Source organism: Streptomyces sp. KL116D (genome assembly GCF_030766975.1).
Taxonomy (GTDB): Bacteria; Actinomycetota; Actinomycetes; order Streptomycetales; family Streptomycetaceae; genus Streptomyces; species Streptomyces longispororuber_A.
Genome location: NZ_JASERH010000059.1, coordinates 1 through 26,565 on the forward strand (window position 1 = coordinate 1; position 26,565 = coordinate 26,565).

Sequence of the window (26,565 nt, forward strand, 5' to 3'; positions counted from 1 at the left end):
AACCTTCGTTCAGTTATCGGAATGGTGTTAACCGTTTCCGCATTTATCGTGAAACGCTTTCGCGTTTTCGTGCGCCGCTCACACTTCGGCCGTCAGGCTCCGGCGTCCGTGACGCGGTCCGCGAGCTCAGCCGGCGGTCGGCTTCCGGTCGGCGGCCGGCGGTGGTGAGCAGCGCGGTGATCTCCTGGGCGAGGTCCGTGCCGAGTTCGCCCCAGCCGTCCTTGTAGCCGTAGACGCTCGCCAGGCTGCGGGCGTCGTAGTCGCCGTTCATGATGTCGATGTCGGCGGGGGTGATGAGCGACGGATGGGCGGCAGAGCAGCGCCCGAGATTCTTCAGCAACTCCCGGCGCAGAGTGCGCAGGTAGACGAAAGCGGCCCGCTGGGCTTCGACGGCGCGTCGACGCCGCGCACCAGCCACGGGCCTGGGTGGCGATACCGGTCGGGCACTTGTCCGTGTGGCACTTCTGGGCCTGGATGCAGCCGATGGACAGCATGGCCTCGCAGGCCACGTTGATCATCAATGTCGACGCCCAGGGCCGAAGGCCACCGCGGCGTTCTCCGGCAGACCGAGCTTGCCGGATTGATGAAGGTGACGTCGTCCGTCAGGCCCCGCTCGGCGAACGCGGGGTAGACGCGGGAGAAGCCCCATCCCGGGAACGGCACCGACACGGAGTCGGCGAAGTCAGCGGAGCCGCCCGGTGCCGCCCCGCCGCCGTCGATGGTCACGAAGTCGACGCCGCGGTCACCCCGCGCCATCAGCGTGGCCAGCTCCTCCCAGAAGCCCATGTCGCCCACGGCGCTCTTGATCGGCCGGCAGTCCGGTCTCGGTGGCGAGCAGTTCCACGAAGTCGAGCATCGAGTCGACGTCGTGGAAGGCGCTGTGCCGGGAGGGCGCAGTCCTTGCCCACCGGGATGCCGCGGATGCGGGCGATCTCGGGGTCACCTTCGCACCCGGCAGCATCCCGCCGAGCCCCGGCTTTGGCGCCCTGGGACAGCTTGATCTCCAGTGCCATTTCGCGGGGCGCCCGCGACCACGGCCTTGAGCTTGTCGAGGTTTGAAGGTGCCGTCGTCGTTGCGGCAGCCGAAGTACGACGTGCCGATCTGCAGGACGAGGTCACCGCCGCTGCGGTGGTACTCGGAGAGGCCGCCCTCGCCGGTGTTGTGCATCGTGCCGGCCAGCGCCGCGCCCTTGTTGAGCGCCCGTGATGGCGGGTCCCGACAGCGAACCGAAGCTCATCGCCGATATGTTCGACGCTGGCCGGCCGGAACGCCTTGGCCCGCCCGCGCGGCCCGCCAGTACCTTGGCCGAGGGCAGCGGCGCCTGCGCGGTCGTGCAGATCGGGCAGTGCCCGGCGAACGTGCGCTGCTTGATGTAGGCGTGGCCCCTGCGTGCTCGACGTCGTTGTCGGTGCCGAACCCGAAGTAGTTGTTCTCACTCTTCGCCGACGCGTAGATCCAGCTGGCGCTGGTCGCTGGCTGAACAGGCGCGTTCCTCGTCGTTGGAGGGTCACGACGTACGCCGCAGCTCAGGGCCGATCGCCTCCAGCAGGTACCGGGCGTGCCCGAGCACGGGAAGTTCCTGAGGAGCGCGTGCTTTCTTCTGGACGAGGTCGCGGGCCGCCACCAGGGCCAATCCGCCGCGGCGGCCGCACGCAGATGCTCCGAGCACGCATGAACGTTCCCTTTTCCTCGACTGCTGGATCCCCGACGCAACCGCCGTAGCGGCGGCGGACGTCATGGACGCCCGACGACGGATCCGATCGGCATGGGCCGGTGCCCGAGACGCGACGCCCCACGAGCCTAGAGGTCCGGAGCGACGGCGGACGGCTCAGCCCCTGTGCGTCAGCGCCGCGCAGCGCGGGCAGTTCTGGACTCGGGAGCGTGAGAGGATGGCCGACGATTTAAAGGCGATGGCGGACAGAGGAAGCCGGTGCGATTCCGGCGCGGTACCGCCACTGTGATCGGTGAGCCGATCCCGAAAGGCCACTGCCCGTACGGGTGGGAAGGCCGGGACCGGCGGTGACCCGAGAGCCAGGAGACTCACGCTGTCGCCTCCTCGACGGGTACCGGGGCGGATCTCCCGGTGAGAGGAGTGGGGCATGACAGGAACACCGACCGGAGTCGCGACGCCGGCCGAGGGCGCGCGGGAAGCGGCTCCGAGCCGGGTGGTGGTGTGCCGACCGTTGCTGCGGCACGGTGAAGGTGGCCGGTGACCACGCGGCGCAGACGGCACGGTTGCGGTCCGCGGTTCCCGTGCGCGTCTCGGAATGTCTGGACGTGTGCGAGCAGGCGAACGTCATCGTGGTGCAACCGTCGGCCGAGGGACGCGCCGGCGGAGCGCGTCCGGTGTGGCTCTGGGCTCGTCAACGACCCGGAGGCGACGGAGGACATCGTCACGTGGGTGCGGGAGGGCGGGCCCGGCGTCGCGCCGATGCCCGAGATCCTCGACCTGTACGTCGTCACGCCTCCCGGCGCCGGACGACACGGTGAGCGGTTCCGGTATGGAGGAGCGGGCGAGGGCGGCCTCCGCCTCTGTGGGTGACGCGCTGCGCGACGTGGCCGGACTGGGCGGATTCTTCGACCTGCCCAGCACGGCCGGCGCGGCCGGTCCGCGAAGGGCCACGCGTCGTTCGCGGACGGATTCGCCGAGCGCGCACGCGAGGTGAACCGCAGGTTCGGGACGAGCGAGGCACGCGTCGGAGTGTCGATGGTGCACCTGGGGCCCGCGGCCCGGCTGTGGTCACCACTCCTGGCGTGCACCGTCCTGCACGGGATCGTGCCCGACCTGAGGAACCTGGAATGGGTCGACGACACCTCGGCCGTCCGGTTGCAGGGGCCTTCCCGAAGGCCGCCCGGCAGGCGAACCCGCTGACGTGGCGGTCGGGGTGTACGAGCAAGTGGCCCATCCCTTTGGCGGAGTTGGAGGGCACGTTCGAGGTGAAGGTCGCGCGGCGGCCTTGACGGGAACGTCGCCTCCGCGCTCGTAGGGTCCGCCGCCGTGCTCGCTGCGAGTCCGCCCTGACGCGCGCTCGGCGGTGCTCCCGTCTGACCCGCGACCCGCTGGGCACGGGACGCCTGTGGGTACGGGCAGCGTCACCGGCCCGGATCTGACGTTCCGGCGGCGCAGCTGCTGCCTGCTCTACCGTGCCTCGAACGGCGGCAAATGCGAGTGACTGCTGCCTGTGAGCGCGGTGACGCGACGAGGCGGACCGCAAGGAGCACCGACACGATCACGAGCTCAACTGCCTGAACCTGCCCGCAATGCACGGACTGACCGACCGCCGGGAAGACGGCAGTCAGGGAGCAGCCGCGGGCAGTCAGGGAATGGCGTGCGATGCGCGTTCGTCGCGTTCCATGGAATGCGACCGCTGGAATGCCGCGACGCGGACACCACTCAACGGGGCGGGGATCAGCCGCACTTGGTGCGCAGCTCCGCGATGGCGTTCTCGAAATCGGTGAGGGATTCAAAGGCGCGGTATACGGAGGCGAACCGCATGTAAGCCACCGGATCAAGTTCGCTCAGCGGCTCGAGAACGGCCAATCCCACCTCGTGAGTGGACAGTTGCGCGCTCCCGGTGGCCCGCACGTTCTCCTCGACCTGCTGACCGAGACGGTCGAGCATGTCCTCGGTGATGGGACGGCCTTGGCACGCCTTGCGGACGCTGCTGACAATCTTGGTGCGACTGAAAGGCTTTCGGTCACTCCACTGCGCTTCACCACGAGCAGGGAGTAGGTCTCCAAAGTGGTGAAGCGCCGCTGGCACGTGGGGCACTGCCGCCGTCGGCGGATCGACGTCCCGTCGTCGGTCGCCCGGCTGTCGATGACGCGACTGTCGGGGAGCCTGCAGAAGGGCAGTACACCGTTCGTTTCCTCTCGGGATGCATGAAACGGCCGGGGCATCTTCCGCTGTCCGGCCGATCGCGCGACGACATCGATCATATCCGAACTGACCTGGGCTTATTCATCAGATCTACAAATCGGACGGCCCCTTCGGCGCGGGAGTGCCGGAGAAGTGCCGACGGGTGCCGAGCAGGTGCCGACGGGTGTCGAAGCGGGGCCGAGAATCGGAGGGGCCGAGCCGATTGCCTCTTCAGCCGAATTCCTCCCGGGTGGGCAATTGCGCGCCTGCTCCAAGCCACTGGCAACGGCCCTCCTTCGCTGCCCGGCAGCCCCGTCAGAGAGGGCGAACGCGAGTCTTGAGCAGGCAGAACGCATTGCCCTCGGGGTCGGCGAGGACGTGCGCCAGACTCGTCGCCGGTCTGCCCGACGTCGGCGGGGCGGGCCCCGAGCTTCAGGAGGCGTTCGGAGTTCGGCGTCCTGGTCGCGATCGGTGGCGTTGACGTCGATGTGCAGCCGGGGCTTGGTCTCGTCCGTCGGCTCCTCGGGGCTGAGGATGATGGTCGGCGCTGCGGGCCGCCGAACCCTTCGCGCGGCCCGATCTCGAGGCTGCCGTCCTCCTCGCGGCCGAGTACGACGAAGTCAAGGACCTCGCACCAGAACCGGGCCAGCGCCTCGGGGTCCCGGCAACCGAGCACGAGTTCAGTGATACGACATGCCATGGACGAAACCTGCTCTCAGCGTCGGGACTGCCGGGGCGGCCGCACGCGGAATCCTGGGCTCGCCGCCGTGAGGACATCGCTCGAGACGTTACCGGGCGGGACGAGCAGGCGCGAAGCGCTTCGGGGCTGTCCCCGGACGCGTACGGGTGGTGAAGCTCCACGGCCGCGTACTGCACGGGCCCCGGTCCGGGGTCCGGCGTGCCGGCCTCGCCGGGGTCGTTCGCCGGGCCGGGTGCAGTGGGCCCCGGCCCGGCGGTGTCAGAGACGCGGGAGTGTCGAGCTCGGCGCGGACGGTGCGGGCGGCGGCGACGAGGTTCTCGGGACGCGCGCGTCTCGGGCCAGCCGCGGGTCTTCAGACCGCAGTCCGGGTTGACCCAGAGCCGCTCGGCGGGGATGGCCTCAAGTCCCGTACGCAGCAGGGCGGATGCCCTCGTCGCGGCTGGGGACGCGGGGAGTGGATGTCGTAGACGCCGGGCCCGGCCTCGCGCGGGTAGCCGTGCTCGGCCAGTTCGCGGGCGACCTGCATGTGTGAGCGCGCCGCCTCCAGGCTGATCACGTCCGCGTCGAGATCGTCGATCGCCTGCACGATGTCGCCGAACTCGGCGTAGCACATGCGCGTGTGGATCTGCGTCTCCGGCCGCACGCCGGCAGTGGTGACCCGGAACGCCTCGGTGGCCCAGGCCAGGTAGTCGGCGTGGTCGGCGGCGCGCAGCGGGAGGGTCTGCGCAGCGCGGGCTCGTCGACCCTGGATGACCGAAGTGCCGTTCGCCTCCAGGTCGTTGACCTCGTCGCGCAGGGCGAGGGCGACCTGGCGCGCGGTGTCGCCGAGGGGCTGGTCGTCACGGACGAACGACCAGGCGAGCATGGTGACCGGCCCGGTGAGCATGCCCCTGACGGGGCGGCCCGTCAGGGGACTGCGCGTACGCGGTCCAGCGCACCGTCATCGGCTCGGGCCGGGAGATGTCGCCGGCCAGGACCGGCGGGCGGACGTAGCGGGTGCCGTAGGACTGCACCCAGCCGGCCTGCAGGGCGAGATAGCCGGTGAGCCGCTCGGCGAAGTACTGCACCATGTCGTTGCGTTCGGGCTCGCCGTGCACGAGGACGTCGATGCCGGTCTTCTCCTGGAAGGAGATGACGTCGCGGATCTCGGTCCTGATGCGTTCCTCGTAGCCCGCGGTGTCGATGCGGCCGGACCTCAGGTCGGCGCGCGGTGCGCAGTTCGGTGGTCTGCGGGAAGGAACCGATCGTGGTGGTCGGCAGCAGCGGCAGATCGAGGTGGGCGCGCTGGGCGGCGGCCCGCTCCGCGGGTGGGCCTGGGCGCGCCGGGTGTCGGCCTCGGTGACGGCCAGCGGCGCGGGCCCGGACGGCCGGGTCGCGGGTGATCGGGGAGGCGGCGCGGGAGGACAGGGCGGCCCGGTTGACGGCGAGTTCGGCGGTGATCGCGTCGGTGCCCTGGGCGAGGCCCTTGGCGAGCGTGGCGATCTCGGCGGTCTTCTGCCGGGCGAAGGCCAGCCAGCGCAGGATCTGCGGATCGATGTCGCGCTCCAGCGACGCGTCCAGGGGGACGCAGGAGCGAGGAAGAGGCGGCCACGTCGACCCGGTCGGCGAGGCCCAGCAGGTGCCGAGCGTGGCGAGGACTGCTCCAGGTCGTTGACCCAGATGTTGCGGCCGCTGACGACCCCGGCGACCAGGCGCTTAGCCGGGCAGTCCGCCGACGGCGGCGAGAGCGTCGAGGTTGGCGGCGGCCGCTTCGGGTGAAGTCGAGGGCGAGTCCGTCGACCGGGGACGCCTGGCGAGGACGGGCAGGGCGTCGCCGAGGCGGTCGAAGTAGCTGGCGACCAGGAGCTTGGGCCCGGTCGGTGAGGGCACCGAGATCAGCGGTAGAGCGCGCGCGGCGGCGTTGAGTTCCGCGGGGGTGCGGTCCTGGACCAGGGCGGGCTCGTCGAGTTGCACCCACTCGGCGCCCGCCGCGCGCAGGTCGGCGAGGACCTCGGCGTAGACGGGCAGCAGCCGGTCCAGGAGGGTCAGCGGGTCGAAGTCGGCGGCCACACCGGGGGCGGGCTTGGCGAGGGGAGGGAGGTACGTGACCGCCGACCAGGACCGGCCGGGCGACCAGTCCGAGGGCCAGGGCCTCCTTGAGTTCCGCGACCTGCTTCGTGGAGTCGGCCGTGAAGACGGTGCCGGGCCCCAACTCGGGCACCAGGTAGTGGTAGCTGGTGTCGAACCACTTGGTCATCTCCAGCGGCGCGACGTCCCGCGTGCCGCGGGCCATCGCGAAGAGGCCGTCCAGGGCGTCGGCGTCCACGGCGGCCCGGTGGCGTTCGGGGATCGCACCGACCATCACGGTCGTGTCGAGGACGTGGTCGTAGAGGGAGAAGTCGCCGGTGGGGACTTCGGTGATCCCGGCGGCGGCCAGTTCCTGCCAGTTGGTGCGGCGCAGGCCGGCGGCGGTGGCCCGGAGGGCGTCGGAGGTGACGCGGCCCTTCCAGTAGCCCTCGACGGCCTTCTTGAGCTCGCGGTTCTGGCCCCGGCGCGGGTAGCCGTACACGGTGGCCCGTGCCGCCGCGGCTGCGTCCTGGTGGTCACGGAGATCTCCTTCGAGAGACGTATCCCTGGGGGTCCCGAGGACCTGTACGCACGAAGGAGTGACACGGACGGCGGTGCGCTCGCGCCGGGATGGCGCGGTCGTCCGCCTGATGTGTACGCCGACCCGCCCACGAGGTCACTGGGATGTCCGTGCGCGTCGTACGCCCACGGGCAGGTGGCAGGTCTTCGGACTCGTGAGCACGTCCATCCGACCGGACGGACTCCTAGTGGCCGTCGCTTCCCAGATCCCTTGCCGGGACCCAGTGCGTATGACGGCGGTCGTTCTCACTCACCGCTGCGGCAGTCCCGGAATTCCACCGGGTTCCCTCTCTGCGACGCCCTGTCCGGCTGACAGGGCGAACCAGCTGCGGGAGCCACCTTATGGGTTCGCGGTCGAGGATCGCTGGGTCGTCCGGAATCAGGAGGGTGAAGTGAGACACGTCGACGGGTGGCGGCGCAGGAGGCCGGGGTGCGCGGAAGGCTGATCGGGCCTGCACAATGCAGGGATGGATCATGCAGTCATGAAGGTCGTCGCGGCGGCCGTGGTCGAGGACAGGAAGCTGCTCGTCGTGAGCAAGCAGGCAGCGCCGGACGTCTTCACATTCCGGGTGGCAAGCCCGAGGCCGGAGAACAGCCCGAAGAGACCCTGGAACGGGAGTTGCGGGAAGAACTGGGTGTAGAGCTGCGGACACGCTCGAACATCTCGCGGTGGTGGAGGAGACGGCAGCGCTGGAAGGCGTGCCCATGCAGCTGACCGTGTTCTCCCGGGCGACGCTGATCGGTGACCCGGTCCCCCGCGGCCGAGCTGGCGGCCCTTCGCTGGACCGACGGCCGGGACGCGGGCCTGCGGGTTGGCGCCGGCCGTCGAGCACCACCTGCTGCCGTTGCTGCGCCGCCAGGAGTGCTTCGGGACGTCCAGCGGCGGGTGACACGGGCCGAGGGGGTGCCGGCGGGTGACACGGGCCGAGGGCGTGCTGCGTGAAAGCGAACAACGCCAACAGTCGTCGCGACCTCCCGCCAGACTGGAGCGGCGCACGAGGTCGTCCGACCGAGAGGCGCAGCGGCGGCACGAGGCGCGACAGAGAGTTTCGATCATGGCTGACTTCATCCGCACGGGGAGACTGTTCCGGATCGTCCGGTCTGATCCGTCCCACCGGCAGCTCTTCCTGCAGAGCAGCGACGACGGCGGACCGACCACCACGCGCATCGAGATATACACGCATTACGTGGAGCTGATGCTCCTTCAGCCCGTCTACGGCAACGGTCTCCACATCCGGCGCGCCGCCTCCGGGGAGTTCGCCGTGCTGCAGGAGCGGCACTGGCTGGATCCGGCCGACGCCGAGTACACGTGGATGCTGGAGCCTGACGGGGACAGCGCTTCGTCATCGGGGGCATCCCGAGCTGGCGCGAGGCGGAGTACGAGCTGATGGGCGACCGGGAATTCCTGTTCGACTGGTCCAAGCCGTGGCCGCCGGACTTCCCGGTGGAGACGGGCCACGTCCTCTGACCCGCCCCGCCACGGGGCCTGGGTTCCCTGCCTGGTGGGGCCTTCTCGGTCTGCTCGGTCGGTGGCCGGCATCCACCGGTCGGGCTCACTCGTACCGGTAGTTGAGCGACTCTGCCTCCGCCCGCTCGACGTCGGCGATCGTCAGCCCCGGCCGGCGCAGCAACGACTTGGGGCGTTCTGCGGGTGTCCAGACGCTCGTTGCCGGTCGCGTCCGGTATCGCCACCGTCCGTGCGTCGAGGACGGAGGCGAACCCGGCGGGGCCGCCGCGCGGGGGAGACGTCGCAGGGTGCCCTCGGCGTCCGTGTCGGCGATCAGGGCCAGCGACGAGGCAGGCGATCAACTGCCGGGTATGGTCGGTGAGTTCGGTCATCTGCTTCCGGTACGGCCGCGTCGCTGGGCGCCGCGTAGGTCTGGCGCAGCGTCTCGTGGTCGGGCACCGCGTCGAGGAGGAGCGAGTCGAAGGCGCTGCGGGCCAGGGAGGTCGTCATGCCTCTGGCCCTAGAGTGGGGCCGATGGCTCCTGGCGGGTGGGTGGCCTCCCGACGTGGAGACCGGAGGGTGGGGGCTGAACACCATCGCCGGCGCACAACCCGCCAACTCGCCGCCTTTAGGTTCGGCCCGGTTCGGCCTGGCCCGGCGCCCGTGCCTCGGCTACCCGGCGATGTAGCCGACCTCGGATGGCGCGACGACGCGCCCCACAGCACGTGCCCGGTGTCCGGGCGGCCGCGCAGGTGCAGATCGAAGAAGGCCCGCACGGTCGCCCGCACGCCGGCCACCGCCCGGTCGGCGGGGATCGCGCCGATCTGCAGCGTGTCGCGGACCGGCTCCGGGGACCTGCGGGGGCGAGCGCCACGATGTCGGTGAAACAGTTGTGGTCGGCGTCCGCGAGGCGAAGGCAGCGGCGCCAGTCGCTCAGGTGCGCCCAGAACGGGGGCCAGGACCCGTCCTGCTGGTTCAGTCCGTCGTGGACGACCGTGTCCATGAGCAGGAACGGCCGGTCGAGGCCGTGCTCGACCACCGGCCCGTACGCAGCGCCGTCCAGATCGATGCCGGCGCGCACCCGCTCGTCCAGGAACATCACCGACGCGGGACGCCGCGCCGCCCCGGGAGTGGCCGAACGCGCCGACGCGCGTGAGGTCCAGCGCCCGGTGCAGTCCGCGGGAGGAGGGGGCGTCGCTCTGCGTCGGGGTTGCCGCCCCGCTCCAGGTACGGTCAGTTGGTCGAGGACGAACCGCAGGTCAGCAGCCCGCACCGCGACGGCGGCCGTGCGGGCCTTGTCGCTCGCGTCGTCGGGACGGTTGACGACCACACGGCCGTCCGGGAACTCGACCTCACCCGAGTCGTAGGGATGGTCGACGGCGACTACGACGTAGCCCCAGGAGGCCAGTTCCTCGATGACCAGCGTGTTGAACGTGCGGTCCGCGTTGTATCCCGGCGAATGGATCAGCACCGACGGCGCCCGGGGCGAGCCGGGGCGCCGACCGCGCTGTGGGTCGTCGGGAGCGCGTAGCCGTCCACGGCGCCCCCGAAGCGGGGCCTTCAGGGCCCGCTCGGCGCCGGACGGCAGCCAGGGCATCATGGTGCGGGCCCCGCACGTCTGCGGCCGGGTACGTCACGGTCGCCATCACCTCCCGCGGCTGTCCCGACCAGGGGTCGGTCCGCGAGGGGTCGGCGAGGTGCAGCTTGCGGCGCCACCGGCGAGCGAGCCGGTCGGCCCGGCCAGCCGGAGGGGCGTGAGACCGGCTGCCACGGCCGGCGTGGACGCCGACAGCGGGACGGCGGCCGCCGCGGCCACTGCGAGACCACCGGCGATGAGGGAACGGCGATTCGGGCGTACGGGAGGCACTGCGCCCTTCCGTGGCCGGACCCCAGGGGCGCACAGCGAACAAGGTGAAGGGAACACTATCGTCCGGCCTGCTGATCGTCAAGTCCCTTGCAGACTAGATCATTTGGCCGCGCAAGTCGGATCATTTATGGGCGACCTGGAGTCCCGGCCACTCACAGGAGCAGTCCGCCCGCCCGCCTCTACGCACTGCGCACCACGCGCGCTACGCAGACGAGGGGTTCCCTGGGGTGAGCGCAGGACGAGCAGGGTGATCTCGCTGGGTGCGAAGACGCGGAACGGCGGTCCCAGAAGCCGGTGCCGCGGCTGGTGTAGAGGAGGGTGCGCGTGCCGTGGCGGCTGAGGCCCGCGAGGGCGGGCTGACTGAGGCCGACCAGGTGGTGGAAGGGGCCAGATCTGGCCGCCGTGGGTGGCCTAGAGCTGGAGGTCGACACCGCCGGCCGCCGCCCGGTCGACGAACTTGGGCTGAGTGGGCCAGGAGCAGCACGGGCAGGTCGGGGTCGGCGCCGTCCAGGGCTCCGGCGAGGTGGGCGCGGTGGCCGGCCAGCCCGGAGGACTCGGCGGTGACGTCGTCCACGCACGGCGACCACGAGGGTGCCGCCGCCGCGTTCGAGCGGCAGGTGGCGGCTGCGCAGCGGTTCCGAGCCCAGCTCGCCCATCAGGTCGACCCAGCCCTGGGCCTCGCTGTAGTACTCGTGGTTCCCGGTGACGTAGACCCGGGCGTGGGCGGCCTGCACCGTACCCAGCGGTCGCTCTGGGCGCGGCGGCGTTCGGCCGTGCCGTCGGCGATGTCGCCGGTGTGGCAGACGAGGTCGGCCTCCAGGCTGTTGACCGTCTCGCAGACCCGCTCGACCAGCGGGCGCGGTCGAGCGGGCCCGTAGTGGGTGTCGGTGATCAGGACGACCCGGGTGCCGTCCAATCCGGCGCCCAGACGGGAGTTGCACGTCGAGGCGGCGCACCCGCGGTACCCGGCGGGCCTCGAAGGTTCCCCCAGGCCAGCAGGACGACGGCTACGCCGAGGACCGCCCAGGTGACGATCCGCGCCCGCTCTGCGCGTCGCCGACGACCGGCCACGCTCAGGGCCAGGCGCAGCGGGTGCCGAGCAACACGGACCAGGTGAACACGATCCAGCTCGAACCCAGCAGGGTGTCACCGACGATCGCCGCCCGGTCCTGCTGCCGTCGGCCGTGCCCTGCGCACCATCGCGAGCGGCATCGTGATCAGTCCGGCGACGAACAGCGCGGTGCCGCCCAGCGACGGGAGGGGCCAGTGCTGGCCCGCGTACAGCAGACCCAGCAGGGCACGGCCCACAGCAGGACGGGCGCGATGGGGGGATGAAGCGCATCAGGCGGCGCGAGGGTGCTCTGTTCGCTCGCCTGTCCTGCACTGTCGGCGGGCCGGGTCTCGCTGGTGTCGGTCACGCTTTCCTCCATGAGTAACCGCTGCCGTCGCGCGCACTTTATCCGGTCGGCCCAGAAGCCGTTCGGCGGCCCCGGGCGTCCAGCGGCCCGCACCGCCTGCGCGGTCGGTGGTTCTGCCAGGAGCAGGGGAGGGTCAGGCGGCGAGGACCAGCCTCCCACCGTCGCCAGCGCGCCCGCCGCGAAGGACAGGGCCGCCATCCGCTTCGCATTGCGCACGTAGCCCACGCGCGTGCGCGCGCTCCTGCGGACCGCCGCCTTCGTTCCCAGGTGGGCGCTTCGTGTTCTGCGGATCTAAGACCATCGGGTACTCCTCGCCGACCACGTGCGCGGGGCCGACCTCGGCACCCTTGTCGTGGTGAGCGGTGCCCTGCGGTGACGGGAACTCGTAGCGGGCGTGCGCATAGCCCTGTTGCCGAACGGCATCCCGCGAACGCCGTCGTCTGCACCGGGGTGAGTGCACGGCTGGGACTCCTGGCGGTGTTCGTGGTGGTGGGCGTCATCGCGGGGCTCGTCGACTACGGGACGTACCGGCTCGATGCTTCCGGCGTTCGGAGGATGACGGCAGCCCCGCGACCGCCTGCGCGAACCACGCGGAACTGAGCCCGGCGCACCCACTCGTCCGCCTTGAGGACCTCCGCCCACTGCGGGAACAGCCGCTCCGTGAGGACCCGATGCACCTCGGGATCGGGGGTCCAGGCAGGCGTCATCGAGGACCGTCAGCCGAAGTCGAGGTCGTTGGCCTGGCACAGGTGGACAGGACGACGGCGCTGGTGGCGTATGCCGGTGAGGACGAGACTGTCGATGCCGCCTGACCCTGAGCACCATGTCGAGGTCACTGCCTGAAGGCGCTCGCCCGCCTCTTGGTGACGACCACGTCCCCGGGCTCCGGTGCGACCTCGGGATGGATCGCGGTGCCGGTCTCACCTTCGACGTAGAGCCCGGCCCCCCGCGATGGCGGCGAGTGGCTTGTTGCGCGTGCCGACCTCTGGATGGCGGGCGAAAGGCGATGACGACGTGATGACGGGGGATCTTCCGCGGACCTGGCCGCATCGATGGCCCGCCGCAGGCGCGGCAGGTATCCCGAGCCGCCGTCGTCCACGGCGTCGACGATGTCACGTTGAACGTCCATCACCAGCAGGGCCGGTCTCATGCGGAACCTCCATGTTCATCGCACTCAAGTTCTCAGCCACGCACGGCAGCGTTGACAACCAAGTTCTCGGGCCCGGCGTGCAGAGCCTGCTCACCCGCCGTGGCGGGCCGCCGCGCTCGCGAGCCACCGAGGCGGCCTCTCGGACCGGCCCCCCGGTGGACGGGCCTGTGCCCCGGAAGCAGCACGTCCGCGTCGACGCCCTCGATCAGGTCCAGGGACTCCAGAGCCTCGGCCCGGCTGCTGTGGAACATGGTCGGCAGGAGCTGCGGACCCTGGATGCGGGACGTGGGTGAGCCGTCACCAGGGCATCGCCCGTGACGAGGATCCCGGCGGTGGGCGGGTGGTAGGCGCAGTGCCCACGCGTGTGCCCCGGCGTGTGCACGGGGACGGGGGAGCGCGGGCGATCGAGGGGCCCCTGCAGTGGGATAGGCCTGGGGGCTTGGCGACCGGGACGTGACGGGTCCCGCCGGAACGCAGCGCGTGCACGGCCCAGGGAGAACCCCGGACGCCACGCCCTCGCGGAATCTGCCCGACGGACACCTGGTCGAGGAAGTCACGGCGGGCGTGCGGACTTCGGCCTCGTGCATGAGGACCGGCACGCCGTACTCGGGTGCTCAACAGCTCGGCGGCACCGATGTGATCGTTGTGCGCATGCGTGACCAGGACGGCTGACACGTCCCGCGGGTGCAGCCCCGACCTTTCTCCAAGGAGGCCAGGACGGCCTCCTGGTCGCCGGGGTAGCCGGTGTCGATCAAGCGTCCCGCTGTCGCCGTCCTTGACGATCACCCAGTTGGTGTTGCTGCCCGTGACGGCGTAGACGTCACTCGTCACGCGTACGACAGCGTCATCGTGAAGGGCTCTCGGCATGGAAGTGCGGGTCCTCTCGTGCAGGTGCCACGGGTTCGGGTGGCGGTCGGGTAGCGGTGCCCGGCCCGTCAGGGCTTGCGCTTCGACCCCTATGGTCAGACGCGCCGGAAGGAGGCTGGACACCGCAGTTGATGTCGGAGCTTATCCACTCCACCGCGTGGGTGGGACGCCGAGCCGCGCCCCCACGAACTCCCGCACTCCGCAGCCGGGGTGGGGGCCTTCCCACTCCGGCCCAGGGGGCTTGTCGGCGTGCGTCCAGCGCCACATGATCGCAGCTGTCCGTACGAGCAATCACGACGGAAGGCGGACAGGTGAAGGCGCGGATCGAAAGGCGGCATGGGACTCGTGGCGTGGTGCAGTTCTTCGTGGTGCACGCGAAGGCGGGAGGCGTGGGCGAGAGACCGCAGCTGGGCCCGGAACAACATCAGTGACTTGGGAACGCCCACTGCACGCACTACGGTCCGACCCTGAACCGCGCTACATCTGCTCCCCGGAGCACGGCAGCTGATGAACGCCTCGTTCGTCGTCCTCGGCGTACTGCTCGTCGTCGGCGTCGCGCTGACCGGCAGTGCGGTGTGGCGCAGGGGCAAGATCGCCGTAGCGGGCCACGGATCCCGCTGGCCGGGGCCGGCGCAGGGTTCGAGCTGGCGGGACTGGCCTGCCGACGTCAACGAGAACCAGCACGTCCTGGGCGCCCTCCTCATCATGGGAACGGGCAACGTCGGCCTCGTCCTCGCGGGGTTCGGCCTGGCGGGAGCAGGTGCGACCGCCGCTGCGGTGGGGCACCAGCGTCCTGGGCGCCACCGCGATCACGGCTTTGGCACTGTTCCTCTCGCACCACTACCTCGGCCTCGGGATGGGAGGCATGGAGAGGGGGTCGCCGCGTTCCCCCTCCTGCTGTGGGCTCTGGTCGCAGGAGCCCGCGGCCTCGTCCGAGCCGCCGGCGGCCACGTCGCGCGAAGCGATTCCTGCGGGAGCAACTCGGCAGGGCCGGCTGAGAGTTCAGCCGACTCCCTCGCCCCGGTCGTCCCGTCCGCGCGGCTCTGGTACTGGAGACAGGCCGCTCGATCGGACGGCGTTGCGTGTGGGAGGCTCCCTGTGGATCTGAGGCTGCGCCTCCAGGCCCGACCTCGTGCACGCATGACACCGACTGGAGCCCACCTGTGAGCAGCAAAAGCAACCCGCCCTCCGTCTGATCGTGACCGGCGGCGGGACCGGTGGCCACACCTACCCCCGCGTTGACGGCGGTGCGCACTGCTCCAGGCGCGCCTGGCCGCGGAGGGCCGGGGGCTGGAGACGCTGTGGGTGGGCAAGGCCGACAGCCTGAGGAGCGGGTCGCGGCGGGCGAGGGGATCGCGTTCACCCCGGTCGCCGTGGGCAAGATCCGCCGCTCGAAGAACCCGATCAAGATGGCGTCGCCCGCGAACGTCGCGGACATGGGCCGCGTCCCGCTCGGCGTCCCTCCAGGCCCGCCGCGCGATCAACTCCTTCGGCCCTGACGTGGTGTTGGCGACCGAGAGGTACGTGGCGGTGCCGGTCGGTGTCGCGGCGACCCGGCTGTGCCGCGTCCCGCTGGTCGTCCATGAGCAGACGGTTCGCCTGGGCCTGGCCAACAAGACTCTCGCCGGCGCCGCCAGCGGTGTCGCGGTGTCCTCGGAGTCGACGCTGCCGCTGCTGCCGGAGTCCGTCCGCAGGTCGGCGGTCGTCATCGGAAACCCGGTACGCCCCGAGGTGCTGACCGGGCAGGGGCGACAAGGCCATCGAAGCGCTGGGCCTGACCGGCTTCGACCGGCGGCTGCCGACCGTGTACGTGACCGGCGGCGCGCAGGGCTCGCTGCAGATCAACCACCTCGTCCGTGATCTGCTGCCCTGGCTGCTGGGCCACGCGGACGTGATCCACCAGTGCGGGCCCGACCACGTCGAGGACCTGCGCCGCGCCGCGGCAGCCCTCCCGCCGGAACTCGCCGCTCGCCACCACCTCACCGCGTACGTCGGGTCCGAACTGCCCGACGTGCTCGCCCTGGCCGATGTCGTGCTCTCACGCAGCGGCGCGGGCACCATCGCCGAACTGACCGCGCTGGGCAAGGCGTCCGTACTGGTGCCGCTCGCCACGTCGGCCGGCAACGAGCAGGCACACAACGCCGCGCATCTGGAGCAGGCCGGAGCCGCCGTGGCGCTGATCGGCGAGGTGACGGCGGAGCGGCTGCGCGAAGCGGTCACCCCGCTGCTGGCTGATCCCGACCGACGCGCCACGATGGCCACACAGGCCCGTACGCACGCGGCCGCCCGGACGCGGCCGAGCGACTGAGTGGATCTGGTGCTGTCCGTGGCTCGGCGTTAAGGGCGGCGCTGGCGGGCGGGGCAGAACGAGAGGCGACCCGTACGTGTTCGACTTCGGAATCGCTGACTACCGGCCGGAGTGGCGCAGCGGGCTCCCCACTGTCCTGGAATCTTCCGGCTCACGCCTTCGCCGGTTGATCTCCCGGCCGCTGACGCACGCTTGGCTGGTCTGGGACCTCCGAGACGACAGAGTGGTTCACCGACTGCCCCGTGCTCCTCGACTTCGGCGGAGAGCAAGTGGAGGTGAGCCACTTCAAGTTCGGCGATCTGTCGATCACCTGGAACACCATCAGCCCTGACAAGCCCGGTCGGTGGCCAGGCTTCGACCTCCAATGGCGCCATGATGTGCGCCCTGACCTCTGCGCGCTCCAGGGCCAGCTCCTGCAAGACATCGAGCTTCTCGAGTGGGCCGGTGACGATCCGGCCCTCGACACAGTCGCCGTGAGCTTCGTCTTCCTCGAGACCTCTCTGACCATTTTCAATGCGCTCGACGAGAACGGGTTGGCCATCGGGCTCCCTGATCTCCGCTACCGCCGTCATTCGCTTCGACAAGCGTGAAGTGATGAGTCGTGCTTCGGGTCGGGAGAACACTCTGCCCTCTGTGTGACTTTTCGCCGGACTTCAGCAGCGTTATCGATGTCGGAGCGGTCAGCAATGATGTGGCGGTGGGCGATTTCGATGGGTTGATCAGCCGTGCTGCAGCCGCAGCGGCGGGAAGCGAGCTGTTGCGGGTTCCGGTGACAGCCACTGAGTTGGCGGACGCCGAGCGAGCACTGGGATTCAGGCTGCATCCCTGCTCGCAGCCCTCTACTTGAGGGTGGGCAACGGAGGCTTCGGACGGACGACTCCGTGTTGCCGCTGTGCGGTGAGCCGGACGGATTTCGAGTCGTCGGTCGTGCAGGGAGTACCAGGCCAGGCTTTCACCGGAAGACGCGACGACCTGGTGGGCCCTGGCCCAAGGACGTCGTGCCGGTGCTGGACTGGGGGCTGCGCGATGTTTGCGTGTGTGGACTGCCGCACCGAAGCGGGGACAGTGCTCGCTCTTCGAGGCCCAACGCCATCAGGGATCAGGACGTTTCGACGGGGTGGTTCGTCGAAGCAGGCAGCCTTGAGGACTGGCTGGAGACATGGCTGGACGGGCGCGGCTGGTACGAGGAGGGCACCAGCGCCGGCCCGGCCAAGGATCGATGGGCGGAAGCCTCCGAACGGTTGTGGCCGGGCGTCGTGACCGTTGCGTGGGGCTCACATCGGGGCGGCTGCGTCCTACCGACGGACCGCTGAGATCAGTCCCGCCGGGCTGCTCCTCGGGCTGTGGCGTGGTGCTGAGCGGGCGGCCATACGCGGCGGCGCGTTCGCGCAGGGTGTGGCAGGAGGCTTCCCAGCCGTGTCCGGCCAGCCAGGCGACCGGGTCGTGGGGCATCTCCAGACCCACATCGACGCAGCCGATCCCGGCTCGGCGCGCGTGCCGAAACGCTCGATCACGCCGCGCGAACCCAACGTCAATCCCATCCGGCTCCCCGGCGCCGACTGCGCGCTGATCCGGGAGCCAGCAGCAGTTCCACCGCGTCCTCGGGCAGGTAGATCAGCAGCCCTTCGGCGATCCACACGGTCGGCGCCGCCGGATCGTGCCCCGCGGCGGTCGCGCGCCCGGCCAGTCCCTCCCGCAGATCCACCGTGACGGCGATCCGTTCGCAGCGCGCCTCGGCCCGCTCCTGGCGCAGCACCGAAGCCTTGAAGTCCAGCGGCTCGGCGGTGTCGACCTCGAACAGTCGGGTGCCTCTCGGGCCAGTCCATCCGGAAGGCCCGGCTGTCCATACCGGCGCCGAGCAGCACCACCTGCCGGATCCCGGACGCGGACGCCTCCCGCAACAGGTCGTCGAGGAACTTCGTCCTGATGACGATGGAGGTGGCCACACCCAGTCGACGGCGTCGCTCGACCTCGTCACCGGGCTGCGGCGGCGGCGAGGAGGCGCCCAGGCCACCGGCGGTGGCGAAGGCCCGGGCCAGTGGATCGTGGAACAGTGCGTTCTCGCGCTCGGTCTCCCGCGCTCGCACGGGCCACCACCCGCCGTAGCCCACACGCCCGACGGCTGCACCCTCGCTCCCGCTCCTGCGCCTGCTCATCAGTCACCGAGCCCAGCCTAGATGACCTGGATACGGCGACTTCTTCGGCCCGCAGCTCTGCGCGCTATCGGGCACATGGCGGAGGGAAAGATCGTTCCTGCGTGTTCATCAGGTGACCGCGGCGCGGACTGCCCCTGCCTCCGCGCCGTACCAGGACAGGCTTGCGGCACCGCACACCGATCAATGGAGCTCTGCATGCGTCTTCGTACCACTGTGCCGCCGCCTCGGCGCGCTGGCCTGGCCATCGCCCTGCCGACGTCCGCGAGCGCCGCGACCGGCGACTTCTCCTACCGGGTTCGTGGGCATGGACGGGAGCCCCAGTCGGTCACCCTCCACGACCCGGCCGGCTGGCTGCATCCCCGTGGCCGAGGCCGCCGACCCGGCCTCCTCCGAACCGGCCTTCGCACGCACAACGACACCGACGAATGGGTGATGGTGTTCACGGAGCCCGACTGCACGGGCGATTCCTGGACCCTGCGCCCGCACGGCAACCCCACCACCGAGAACCCTCAAACTGCGCTCTCCGCCATCACCGGCAAGCAGCAGCGCTCGTAGGCTCGCGCGCCCGCATCGGGATCGCCGGCGTCGTGGCTGGCGAACGATGCCAGGTACGACGCTCGGCGGCAGCCAACGGCGACTTCTGCCCCGCCCGGGGTGCATCGGAGTCGCCGGGATGCACCAGAACAGAAACCGCGCCGCCGAGGGAATCGCTGGAACTCCAGCCGGCCACGACCCTTTCGCTGCTCAGGGTGTCGGTGTCCGCGCCGAAATCGCTCGATACGCCACCCAAGAGGAACCAGCGTTCCGCCCCATGACAGCTCCCCGATCTTCCTCCCTCGCCTCGGCAGTCTGACCTTCCACGGCCCGCTCTCCGAGGCCCGTAGCCGAACGCATCGTCGCTCGTCTCGCCGACACCTCGCCCGCCACGGTCCTCGACATCGGCTGCGGCTGGGGCGAACTGCTGCTCGCGTGGTCGAGTCCGTCCCCGGATCCACGGGTGTGGGATCGACATCAACACCGAGGACCTGGCGAGGGGGCCGGAACCTTGCGGAGGAACGCGCGGGCTCGGAGAGCGGGTCGAGTCACGTGGAGGAGTCGGCCCGCGGAACGTTGCGTGGACCGGCCGACGCGGTGTGCTCTGCGTGGGCGCCGGCCAGGCACTGTGCGATCCGGAGCGGCCGTGCACGATCCCGGTGTCGTCCTGCGCGAGCTGCGCCGTCTCGTGCGCCCGGGCGGACGAGTAGTCTCGGCGAGGGCTTCTGGGAGCGGACCCGACGGACCAGGAACTCGTGGCGATGTGGCCCGGGGCGCACGAAGGTGACCACCTGCGCCTGGGCGGGCTCGTCGACCTTGCCGTCGAGGCCGGTTTCCGGCCGGCCTGGATCGAGTCGGCGAGCCAGGAAGAGTGAGAGGAGCTGAGTCCGGCTACCGCCATGACACGGAACTCTGGCTCGCCACGCACCCGGACCACCCCCAAGCCGCCGAGACCAGCGACCGAGTCGACCGCCAACGATCTTCCTGGGCCAACGGCTACCGCAACGTCCCTCGGCATCACGTACCTGACTCTCGTGCCGGTCACGAAAGGCTGAATGCTGCGGAGGCATGACGTGGCGGCCAGGTCGGCACCGACAGCACCGGGGCGCTGCTCGACGGCACCAAGGCCCAGACTGCGCAGACGATGGGCAACGTGTTCACCGTCGTTGCCCTGACTGAGACCCCGGCCGCTGACACGTGTGCGAGCCAGAGAGCCACGTGGTGCCCAGAGTCAGCCACAGACTCGCCATCGCGCGCCGGCAACCGGTGGTGCGGAAGCGGCAGTCGGCAGTCGACCACCGGGCACTGGACTCTGGCTTCCGGTCCGTCAGTTGCTGAACGCCAGCCTCATGCCGAAGACCCCGATGACCGTCCCGGTGATCCGGTCCAGGAGACGGCGGGCCTGTGGCTTGCGGAGCCATCCCTGTAGGACGCGGGCGCAGCCGATGGGGACGGCGGACCAGAGCAGACCGATCAGGACGTGGACCGCGGTGAGCAGGAGGCCCATGGTGAAGTGCGCCGTGCCCGGTGGGATGAACTGCGGCAGCACGGCGACGTAGAGCGCCCATCTTCGGGTTGAGGAGGTTGGTGAGTGCTCCCTGCCGCCAGCCGCCGCCGAACGAGTCGGCGGCGGCGCCTGGGGCGGATGCCTGACTCGCATCGTCCGTGTCCGCTGGGGGCCGCCCGCGGAAGGTGTCGCGCAGCATGCGGGCCGCCATCCAGATCAGGTAGGCGGCGCCGATCCAGCGCAGTGCCGTGTAGGCGAGATGGGAGGCGGTGAGAAGGGCGGTCACCCCGAGGGAGGTGAACGCACCCCACACCAGGGTGCCGGTCTGGATGCCGGGGACCACTCCCCAGGCCCTTCCTGCGCCGGCCGAGGGCCGAGGTGCGCAGGATCAGCGCCGTGTCGAGTCCGGGAGTCAGAGTGAGGAGCCTACTACCGGGGCGAAGGACCAGAGGGCGGAGCTTATTGCCATGGAGTGCCAGGTTACCTCGGCTGATCGCCTGCCTGGTGAGCGGGTGTGGTTCGACGTTCTTTGGCTGGTAGCCGGCCGCCTCACGCGGGGGCGGTGGCGTCAGGATGAGCGTTGCGCCAGGTTCTCCAGGACGGTCACGGCACCGGTCGGCGTGTTCGTAGGGGGATGAACAGGTGGTCGTGGTGGAACCCGGCCACGACGTTGCAGCTCAGGCCCGCGTCGGCGAGCTCCGTCGAGACCGCGGCGGTGAGTCCGATCGCCGCGAGCGCGGAGTGGATGCGCAAGGTGATCCAGCCGGCCACGTAGTCGTACGCCAGACCCGCCGCGTCCGCCTCCCTCGCGCGGTACGACGAGGGTCAGACCCTCGCGTTCAGTGACCGTGACCACCGGGGAGACGCCGGACGGCACACTGCCCTCGACGGTCGTGAACACGTACTGGCCCGCGTTGAGTTCGGGGCGCATGCCGCTCAGCAGTTTTCCGAGATCGCTCTCGCCCGTCATGTTCTCCACCCTTCTCTTCTGCGTTTCTCTTCTTCTCTTCATCTCGGCGTGGTGCTGAGTGGCCCTCGTCCTCCTGGCCCCCATCGTCCTCCTTGAGCTCCGTCGAGCCGGGGCGCAGGCCGCCCTGGCCTTGGGCGACGACCCGCGTCTGTTCAGCGCTGCTCGGTCGGCGTCGTGTCCCGCCTCCCCGGAACGCGAGCCGGAACAGTGCCCGCCGCGGCGCCGCCTCTGCCGTGAGGCGGGCTCCGTGGGCCTGGGCGATCTGGCGGGCCATCGCCAGGCCCAGGCCGGATCCAGGCGGCGCGCGACGCCTCGGCGCGGTAGAAGCGGTCGAACGTGGGGGAGTCTCGGGGGCGATGCACGAGCCGTGGTCGCGGACGGTCACGTCGCTGGTGGACAGGGCGACGTCGACGTCCGCGCCGGGCAAGCTGAACTTCGCCGCGTTGCCGAGGAGATTGGCCAGGAGCCGGGAGAGGCGGGACGGGACGCCGGGGAGCGTCGTCGTCAGCACGCTGCGGGGCCACGGTCAGGGTGAAGCCGACCTGGGGCCAGTGGGCTCGCGCCGCGTCGACCGCGTGGGTGACCAGCGGGGCAGTGCCACGTCCTCGACCAGCGCCTGGGGCGGTCCCTCGTCGCGAATGGCCAGCTCGATCAGGTCGTTGACGAGGGAGGTGACCTCGTGGATCTGGCGGCGCAGGGACGTGGAGGCGCGGTCGCGCTGGGCGGGTGTCAGGCGTTCGGCGCGGCGGGGAGCTCGGCGTTGGTGCGCAGCGCGGTGAGCGGCGTGCGGAGCTCGTGGGAGGCGTCCGCGACGAGGCGCCGGCGAGCAGTCACCGAGTCCTCCAGTTCGCCCAGCATCGTGTTGAACGAGGCGGCCAGGCGGGCGACTTCGTCGCGTCGGCCCTGCGGCAGGTCGATGCGCAGCCGGGCGTCGTGCGTCGCCGCGATCCGCTCCGCCGTGGCCGTGAGGTGCTCGACCGGGGCGAGGCCGCGCCGTGACACCCAATACCCGCCGGCCAGGGCGAGCGCGACGCCTGGCGCGCGCTGATCACGGCGAGCATCACGGTCGCCTGCCGCAGCGACTTCGTCGTGGTGTCGAACGCAGCGCCACCTGGAGGGCCTTGTCCTGGCCCGCGGTGTACGGCGTCGTGAGCATCCCGTACACGCGTGCCCCTGGAGGGTGAGGTTCGTGTAGTACGGGGCGTGCGTGCCCGCGGCGACCTCGCGGGTGGTGTCCGTGACGGGCAGCAGATACGGCTGCAGGATCGTCTGGCCGCGTCGGCCGGGACGAGCTGGGCGCAGGCGGGCGCGGCCAGATAGCGGCACTCGGCGGCCCGAGTACGCCAGGCGGCTCGTCGCGGTTCTGTTCGGGTGGCCAGGGTCGCGGCCTGGGTCAGCTGGAGGTCGAGCTGGTGGCCGAGCTCGTGGCGGATGACGGCGTACGCGGCGGCGCACGCCCAGGGTGATCAGCGCGACGGTGGCGCAGGCGAGCAGCGCGAGGCGGGTCCGCAGCGGGAGGCGGCTCACGGCGTGCCGAGCCGGTAGCCGACACCGTGGACGGTGTGCACGAGGCGTGCCTCGCCGGGCGTCTCCAGCTTGCGCCGCAGATAACCCACGTACACGGCGAGGGAGTTGGAGTCGGGCCCGGGTCGCGGCCCCACACCGTCTCCTGGATGACGCCGCGCGGCGAGCCACCTGTCCGGCGTTGCGCACGAGGACCTCAGGACCGCGAACTCGGTGCGGCTGAAGTCGAGCGGGCGTCCCGGCGCGCTGTCCCGTCCCGCGTCGCCGGGTCCAGGACCCAGATCGCCGTACGTGAGGGTGCGGGAGTCGCCGGCTTCCGGTCCGGGAGCGGCGCGGCGCAGTGCCCCGCACTCGCCGCCAGCTCGTCCAGCGCGAACGGCTCACGCAGGTAGTCGCCGGCGCCCGCGTCCCAGAGCCGTCCACGCGCTCGGTCACCGGAGTCCAGGGGCGGTGAGGGACGAGGACGGGTGCGGGTCTCCTATGGCGCGGATCCGGCGGCAGACCGCGAGTCCGTCGAGGACCGGCATCATCACGTCGAGGACCACCGCGTCCGGTTCCCGGCGGGCCAGTGCGGACAGCGCCTGCTGCGCCCGTCGGCCGCGGTCGTGACCCGGTAGCCTCTCGACGGTCAGCGCGTCCGCGACCGCCGAGCGGACGTCCGGGCCGTCGTCCACGACAAAGGATCCGGGCCGCCTCTGTCCTGCGCACTTCCTGCTGTCGCTGGCACAAAGGCTGCCAAAGCCGGCTCTTAAAAGTCTCTTAGACCACTCCGTGACGCTCTCTCCTGTCATGAGAAGCAGCTCTGACAGACCGCCTCGCGAACACCGCTGTCCGTCGTCATCGGCGCGGGGCGGGCACCGGCGGCCACATCTATCCTGGTCTCGCCCCTCGCCGACGCGCTGCGCCGGGCCGTCCGGACGCGGTGATCTCGCTCGTCGGCACCGAACGCGGTCTGGAGACCCGGCTGATACCGCAGGCCGGGTACCGGCTGCACACCGTCGACATGATCCCCTTCGACCCCGCGCTCGGGGCCCGCCGCTATCTGCTCCCGGCGGCGCTGATGAAGTCGGGCGCGCAGTGCCGGGCCATTCTGCGCGAGCAGGGCGCGCACATCGCCGTCGGCATGGGCGGCTACCCCAGTGCCCCTGCCGTCGTCGGCGCCCGCATGGCCGGCCTGCCCAGCCTCATCCACGAGTCCAACGCGGTCCCCGGCCGGGCCAACCGGTTCGCCGCACGCCTCACCCGCACATCGCGGTCGCCTTCGACCGCAGCCGCGCCCATCTTCCGGGCGGAGAAGGGGCGTTGACGACGGGCATGCCGATCGCGGCGTCCTCGCCACCCTCGACCGGACGGCCCTGCGGGTTTCGGCCCGGGCCGCGCTCGGCGTCCCCTGACGGCGCCCGGCTCGTCTCGTCAACGGTGGCGGCAGCCTGGGCGCGGCACGGCTCACCGAGGCGTCGGTGGGCCTGGCGGCACGCTGGCGCGGACGCGACGACGTCCACCTGCTCATCAAGACGGGCCCGGCCGCCCTGGAGGACACGCGCCGCCGCCTCCTCGGCACCCCGGCCGTCGCCGTCCCCTACCTCGACCGGATGGACCTCGCCTACGCCGCCGCCGACCTGGTGGTGTGCCGCGCCGGGTCCGCGACGGTCGCCGAGCCTCGCCACCACGAGGGTGCCCGCGGTCCTCGTGCCCTATCCGCATCGCGCCCGGCGACCACCAGACCCACAACGCCCGGGTGCGGTCCGACGCAGGAGCGGGCTGCTGCTCGCCGACGTGACACCACCGCCGAGGCGCTCGCCGCCCTCGCCGAACCCCCTGCTCGCCGATCCGGCGCGACTCCGCCGCCATGTCGGCAGCGGCGCCCGCAGGACTGCGCACGCCAGGGCGGCCGATCTCCTGGCCCGCCACGTCATCGAACTCGCAGGAACACAGAGGGAGTTGCAGTACTCATGAATGCCACGTCCAGTTGGGCAGACCGCACCGTTCTCGTCACCGGAGCGGAGGGATTCATCGGCTCGACGCTGGTCGACCTGCTGCTCGCGGAAGGCGCGGACGTGCGGGCCTTCGTCCACTACAAGCCGTACGCCGAGAAGGGCCATCTGGCCCATCTGCTCGACGACCCCCGCGTTCAGCTCCTCGCGGGCGACGTCCGTGACCCCGGCCGGGTGTCTGGACGCCGTCGAGGGCTGCGACACGGTCTTCCACCTCGCGGCGCTGATCGGCATCCCGTACTCGTACGACTCACCGGGCGCGTACGTCCAGACGAACGTCGTCGGAACGGAGAACGTGGCGGAGGCCTGGGCCGCCGCCATGCGGTGCGCCGCATGGTTCACACGTCGCACGAGGTCTACGGAACGGCGCGCACGGCCCCGATCGACGAGTCCCACCTCGCTGCAGCCGCAGTCCCGTACTCCGCTTCCAAGATCGGCGCGACATGACGGCACTGTCCCACTGGCGCTCTTCGAACTGCCGGTGACGGTGGTACGCCCCTTCAACACCTACGACCCCGGCAGTCGGCACGCGCCGTCATCCCGACCATCCTGGCCCAACTGCACGCGGGTGCACAGGAGATCAAGCTGGGCTCCCGCACGCCGACGCGCGACTTCACCTACGTGACCGACACGGCGCGCGGCTAGCGGCGGCCGCCGACTGCGACTCCGGGCCCTGCGGGTCCTCCAACCTCGACCGGCCGGGAGATCTCGATCGGCGACTCCGCCCTCGCGCTTGATCGCGGCCTCCGGGCGCGACGCGGGCGGGTAACGGACCCGTCCCGGCTTCGCCTCCCTCGGGCAGCGAGGTCCACAGGCATAGCTGTCCGAGCAACTCCCGGGCGCGGGAGTGGACGGGCTGGGGAGCCGCAGGTGTCGCTGGAGGACGGCCTCAAGCAGACGTCGGAGGTGGCGGCGCACTTGCACCTAGTTCGCCCCGGACCGCTACCAGGTCTGATCGAAGTCTCTCAACTACCGTCGCGGTGACATCGGTTCGGATACGGCGGATGGCCAGTTCTGAACCTGGCGTCCTCGCGGATTTTGGAGACCGCGCGCGCTCGACCGCCGCGCCACACCCGCCACCTGGGCGAGGTTACCCGCCGGCACCCGCATCGCGCTGCCCCTCGCACTGGGCGATGATGTCCCGTCAGTACAACTCCTGTGGGGGGACGATGAACCATCGCACCAATTCCTTCTCGCGGCACTGCTCGCAGCCCGCGGCCCTCGCACTCACCGCCTGCACCGCCGACAACACGCCGGTCGAGGCCGAAGCCCAGGCGGGCCCGACGAAGTCCGGCCGCTGCGCCGTCTCGACGTGAGCACCGCGGAGCAGGGTCACATCCCGCCGGAACCGACCGGTCAGGAGCGCGCATCGCTGCTGAAGATCCTCACGCCGCGGCCAACCCCGACATCGTGAAGTACGGAGGGACAAGGCCGTCGACGCCGCCCGCAAACCTGCGCGCGGCCATCAACGGCGGTGCGGGCAAGCTGGATTGGTCGGCCGGTCGGCGCTTCACGTACAAGGACGTGACGACGCCGACCGCGCAGGGCGCGCAGATCAACTTTGACTCGCTCCAGGCCGAGCAGGTTCTGTCAGTCCTGATCCGTGCGGGGCAGGATGCCCGAGCCAGTCCGACGAGC

21 protein-coding genes, 1 tRNA gene, 13 pseudogenes and 2 riboswitches are annotated in these 26,565 nt (G+C 70.9%); of the genes and pseudogenes, 11 read left to right on the forward strand and 24 right to left on the reverse strand.

Features of this window, described 5'->3' with window-relative positions:
* Window positions 1–43 precede the first annotated feature (43 nt).
* From RBJ77_RS23950 to RBJ77_RS23960, 3 genes and pseudogenes are all read right to left on the reverse strand, one after another.
* Window positions 44–340 carry a hypothetical protein gene (locus RBJ77_RS23950; protein WP_372346946.1) on the reverse strand — a complete coding sequence of 99 codons (297 nt, stop codon included), beginning with the start codon at window positions 338–340 and terminating at the stop codon, window positions 44–46.
* Window positions 341–464: 124 nt separating this feature from the next.
* Window positions 465–518 (reverse strand): annotated as a pseudogene (locus tag RBJ77_RS23955) (hypothetical protein); the annotation flags it as partial.
* Between the two features lie 224 nt (window positions 519–742).
* A complete protein-coding gene (locus RBJ77_RS23960; RefSeq protein WP_372346923.1) occupies window positions 743–1,168 on the reverse strand; it encodes a hypothetical protein in 426 nt (141 codons plus the stop codon).
* A gap of 752 nt (window positions 1,169–1,920) precedes the next feature.
* Window positions 1,921–2,043, forward strand: a riboswitch (cobalamin riboswitch).
* 57 nt (window positions 2,044–2,100) lie between these two features.
* On the opposite strand from RBJ77_RS23960, the pseudogene RBJ77_RS23965 reads away from it, so the two are divergent.
* Window positions 2,101–2,543: pseudogene (locus RBJ77_RS23965) on the forward strand ((2Fe-2S) ferredoxin domain-containing protein).
* 535 nt (window positions 2,544–3,078) lie between these two features.
* On the forward strand, window positions 3,079–3,174 hold the full coding sequence (locus tag RBJ77_RS23970; RefSeq protein ID WP_372346924.1) for a (2Fe-2S)-binding protein: 96 nt from the start codon (window positions 3,079–3,081) through the stop codon (window positions 3,172–3,174).
* Between the two features lie 236 nt (window positions 3,175–3,410).
* Here RBJ77_RS23970 and nrdR read toward each other — a convergent pair.
* The 6 genes and pseudogenes from nrdR to RBJ77_RS24000 form a co-directional block, all read right to left on the reverse strand.
* Window positions 3,411–3,901, reverse strand: a pseudogene (nrdR, locus tag RBJ77_RS23975) (transcriptional regulator NrdR).
* Window positions 3,902–3,936: 35 nt separating this feature from the next.
* Entirely contained in the window at window positions 3,937–4,560 is a 624-nt protein-coding gene (locus RBJ77_RS23980; RefSeq protein WP_372346941.1) for a VOC family protein, read from the reverse strand.
* Window positions 4,561–4,940: 380 nt separating this feature from the next.
* Window positions 4,941–5,446: pseudogene (locus RBJ77_RS23985) on the reverse strand (5-methyltetrahydropteroyltriglutamate--homocysteine S-methyltransferase); the annotation flags it as partial.
* Window positions 5,400–6,251 carry a hypothetical protein gene (locus RBJ77_RS23990; RefSeq protein ID WP_372346942.1) on the reverse strand — a complete coding sequence of 284 codons (852 nt, stop codon included), beginning with the start codon at window positions 6,249–6,251 and terminating at the stop codon, window positions 5,400–5,402. The pseudogene RBJ77_RS23985 and the gene RBJ77_RS23990, both read right to left, overlap by 47 nt.
* A 4-nt stretch (window positions 6,252–6,255) precedes the next feature.
* A complete protein-coding gene (locus RBJ77_RS23995; RefSeq protein ID WP_372346925.1) occupies window positions 6,256–6,609 on the reverse strand; it encodes a hypothetical protein in 354 nt (117 codons plus the stop codon).
* 100 nt (window positions 6,610–6,709) lie between these two features.
* Window positions 6,710–7,108, reverse strand: a pseudogene (locus RBJ77_RS24000) (5-methyltetrahydropteroyltriglutamate--homocysteine S-methyltransferase); the annotation flags it as partial.
* A gap of 197 nt (window positions 7,109–7,305) precedes the next feature.
* A riboswitch (cobalamin riboswitch) is annotated at window positions 7,306–7,527 on the reverse strand.
* An 88-nt stretch (window positions 7,528–7,615) separates the two neighbouring features.
* On the opposite strand from RBJ77_RS24000, the gene RBJ77_RS24005 reads away from it, so the two are divergent.
* Both RBJ77_RS24005 and RBJ77_RS24010 read left to right on the forward strand, forming a co-directional pair.
* The gene (locus tag RBJ77_RS24005; protein WP_372346926.1) at window positions 7,616–7,900 is read left to right on the forward strand and encodes an NUDIX domain-containing protein; all 285 of its coding nucleotides are present in this window, start codon (window positions 7,616–7,618) and stop codon (window positions 7,898–7,900) included.
* Between the two features lie 340 nt (window positions 7,901–8,240).
* Entirely contained in the window at window positions 8,241–8,573 is a 333-nt protein-coding gene (locus RBJ77_RS24010; protein WP_372346927.1) for a hypothetical protein, read from the forward strand.
* 392 nt (window positions 8,574–8,965) lie between these two features.
* Here the strand turns inward: RBJ77_RS24010 and RBJ77_RS24015 are convergent, their stop codons facing one another.
* The 6 genes and pseudogenes from RBJ77_RS24015 to RBJ77_RS24040 all read right to left on the reverse strand — a co-directional run.
* Window positions 8,966–9,142, reverse strand: a complete 177-nt coding sequence (locus RBJ77_RS24015) for a hypothetical protein (protein ID WP_372346928.1) — start codon at window positions 9,140–9,142, stop codon at window positions 8,966–8,968.
* A gap of 118 nt (window positions 9,143–9,260) precedes the next feature.
* Window positions 9,261–10,103, reverse strand: coding sequence for a hypothetical protein (locus tag RBJ77_RS24020; RefSeq protein WP_372346929.1), 843 nt, complete (start codon window positions 10,101–10,103; stop codon window positions 9,261–9,263).
* A 618-nt stretch (window positions 10,104–10,721) separates the two neighbouring features.
* Window positions 10,722–11,917, reverse strand: a pseudogene (locus tag RBJ77_RS24025) (metallophosphoesterase); the annotation flags it as partial.
* Between the two features lie 832 nt (window positions 11,918–12,749).
* Window positions 12,750–13,067 carry a cysteine hydrolase family protein gene (locus RBJ77_RS24030; protein WP_372346930.1) on the reverse strand — a complete coding sequence of 106 codons (318 nt, stop codon included), beginning with the start codon at window positions 13,065–13,067 and terminating at the stop codon, window positions 12,750–12,752.
* A gap of 205 nt (window positions 13,068–13,272) precedes the next feature.
* A complete protein-coding gene (locus RBJ77_RS24035) occupies window positions 13,273–13,560 on the reverse strand; it encodes an MBL fold metallo-hydrolase (RefSeq protein WP_372346943.1) in 288 nt (95 codons plus the stop codon).
* 98 nt (window positions 13,561–13,658) lie between these two features.
* Window positions 13,659–13,934: pseudogene (locus RBJ77_RS24040) on the reverse strand (MBL fold metallo-hydrolase); the annotation flags it as partial.
* A gap of 1,150 nt (window positions 13,935–15,084) precedes the next feature.
* On the opposite strand from RBJ77_RS24040, the pseudogene RBJ77_RS24045 reads away from it, so the two are divergent.
* Both RBJ77_RS24045 and RBJ77_RS24050 read left to right on the forward strand, forming a co-directional pair.
* A pseudogene (locus tag RBJ77_RS24045) lies at window positions 15,085–16,275 on the forward strand (glycosyltransferase).
* Between the two features lie 209 nt (window positions 16,276–16,484).
* Window positions 16,485–16,832 (forward strand): hypothetical protein, encoded by a 348-nt coding sequence (locus RBJ77_RS24050; protein WP_372346931.1) that lies wholly within the window; start codon window positions 16,485–16,487, stop codon window positions 16,830–16,832.
* Between the two features lie 705 nt (window positions 16,833–17,537).
* Here the strand turns inward: RBJ77_RS24050 and RBJ77_RS24055 are convergent.
* A pseudogene (locus RBJ77_RS24055) lies at window positions 17,538–18,355 on the reverse strand (SAM-dependent methyltransferase).
* Between the two features lie 238 nt (window positions 18,356–18,593).
* Here RBJ77_RS24055 and RBJ77_RS24060 point away from each other — a divergent pair.
* Window positions 18,594–18,953: a hypothetical protein gene (locus tag RBJ77_RS24060; protein ID WP_372346932.1), complete on the forward strand. Its 360-nt coding sequence runs from the start codon at window positions 18,594–18,596 to the stop codon at window positions 18,951–18,953.
* 1,306 nt (window positions 18,954–20,259) lie between these two features.
* Here the strand turns inward: RBJ77_RS24060 and RBJ77_RS24065 are convergent.
* The 7 genes and pseudogenes from RBJ77_RS24065 to RBJ77_RS24095 all read right to left on the reverse strand — a co-directional run bounded on the left by RBJ77_RS24065 (window position 20,260) and on the right by RBJ77_RS24095 (window position 23,607).
* On the reverse strand, window positions 20,260–20,481 hold the full coding sequence (locus tag RBJ77_RS24065) for a LysE family transporter (RefSeq protein ID WP_372346933.1): 222 nt from the start codon (window positions 20,479–20,481) through the stop codon (window positions 20,260–20,262).
* Between the two features lie 76 nt (window positions 20,482–20,557).
* Window positions 20,558–20,782: pseudogene (locus RBJ77_RS24070) on the reverse strand (LysE family translocator); the annotation flags it as partial.
* 225 nt (window positions 20,783–21,007) lie between these two features.
* Window positions 21,008–21,370 (reverse strand): annotated as a pseudogene (locus tag RBJ77_RS24075) (ACT domain-containing protein).
* On the reverse strand, window positions 21,279–21,920 hold the full coding sequence (locus RBJ77_RS24080) for a sensor histidine kinase (RefSeq protein ID WP_372346934.1): 642 nt from the start codon (window positions 21,918–21,920) through the stop codon (window positions 21,279–21,281). The pseudogene RBJ77_RS24075 and the gene RBJ77_RS24080 overlap by 92 nt, the downstream one beginning before the upstream one ends.
* A 218-nt stretch (window positions 21,921–22,138) precedes the next feature.
* On the reverse strand, window positions 22,139–22,936 hold the full coding sequence (locus RBJ77_RS24085) for a HAMP domain-containing protein (RefSeq protein WP_372346935.1): 798 nt from the start codon (window positions 22,934–22,936) through the stop codon (window positions 22,139–22,141).
* The gene (locus tag RBJ77_RS24090) at window positions 22,933–23,274 is read right to left on the reverse strand and encodes a winged helix-turn-helix domain-containing protein (RefSeq protein WP_372346944.1); all 342 of its coding nucleotides are present in this window, start codon (window positions 23,272–23,274) and stop codon (window positions 22,933–22,935) included. Before RBJ77_RS24090 ends, RBJ77_RS24085 begins: the two co-directional genes overlap by 4 nt.
* A 90-nt stretch (window positions 23,275–23,364) precedes the next feature.
* The gene (locus RBJ77_RS24095) at window positions 23,365–23,607 is read right to left on the reverse strand and encodes a response regulator (protein WP_372346936.1); all 243 of its coding nucleotides are present in this window, start codon (window positions 23,605–23,607) and stop codon (window positions 23,365–23,367) included.
* A gap of 194 nt (window positions 23,608–23,801) precedes the next feature.
* Between RBJ77_RS24095 and RBJ77_RS24100 the strand changes: the two genes are divergently transcribed.
* From RBJ77_RS24100 to RBJ77_RS24110, 3 genes and pseudogenes are all read left to right on the forward strand, one after another.
* A complete protein-coding gene (locus tag RBJ77_RS24100) occupies window positions 23,802–24,239 on the forward strand; it encodes a glycosyltransferase (RefSeq protein WP_372346945.1) in 438 nt (145 codons plus the stop codon).
* Window positions 24,240–24,393: 154 nt separating this feature from the next.
* Window positions 24,394–25,044: pseudogene (locus tag RBJ77_RS24105) on the forward strand (glycosyltransferase); the annotation flags it as partial.
* Window positions 25,045–25,087: 43 nt separating this feature from the next.
* A pseudogene (locus tag RBJ77_RS24110) lies at window positions 25,088–25,572 on the forward strand (NAD-dependent epimerase/dehydratase family protein).
* A gap of 354 nt (window positions 25,573–25,926) precedes the next feature.
* On the opposite strand, the gene RBJ77_RS24115 reads toward RBJ77_RS24110, so the two are convergent.
* A tRNA-Trp gene (locus tag RBJ77_RS24115) sits at window positions 25,927–26,004 on the reverse strand.
* A 92-nt stretch (window positions 26,005–26,096) separates the two neighbouring features.
* Between RBJ77_RS24115 and RBJ77_RS24120 the strand changes: the two genes are divergently transcribed.
* Window positions 26,097–26,243 carry a hypothetical protein gene (locus tag RBJ77_RS24120; RefSeq protein ID WP_372346937.1) on the forward strand — a complete coding sequence of 49 codons (147 nt, stop codon included), beginning with the start codon at window positions 26,097–26,099 and terminating at the stop codon, window positions 26,241–26,243.
* The last annotated feature ends 322 nt before the right edge of the window (window positions 26,244–26,565 follow it).

Excerpts from the sequence above, each read along its gene's own strand:
- RBJ77_RS23960 (WP_372346923.1), bottom strand. The coding sequence starts at position 1,168 with ATGCACAACACCGGCGAGGGCGGCCTCTCCGAGTACCACCGCAGCGGC.
- RBJ77_RS23980 (WP_372346941.1), bottom strand. The coding sequence starts at position 4,560 with ATGGCATGTCGTATCACTGAACTCGTGCTCGGTTGCCGGGACCCCGAG.
- RBJ77_RS24010 (WP_372346927.1), top strand. The coding sequence starts at position 8,241 with ATGGCTGACTTCATCCGCACGGGGAGACTGTTCCGGATCGTCCGGTCT.
- RBJ77_RS24015 (WP_372346928.1), bottom strand. The coding sequence starts at position 9,142 with ATGACGACCTCCCTGGCCCGCAGCGCCTTCGACTCGCTCCTCCTCGAC.
- RBJ77_RS24030 (WP_372346930.1), bottom strand. The coding sequence starts at position 13,067 with ATGAGACCGGCCCTGCTGGTGATGGACGTTCAACGTGACATCGTCGAC.
- RBJ77_RS24060 (WP_372346932.1), top strand. The coding sequence starts at position 18,594 with ATGCGTCTTCGTACCACTGTGCCGCCGCCTCGGCGCGCTGGCCTGGCC.
- RBJ77_RS24120 (WP_372346937.1), top strand. The coding sequence starts at position 26,097 with ATGAACCATCGCACCAATTCCTTCTCGCGGCACTGCTCGCAGCCCGCG.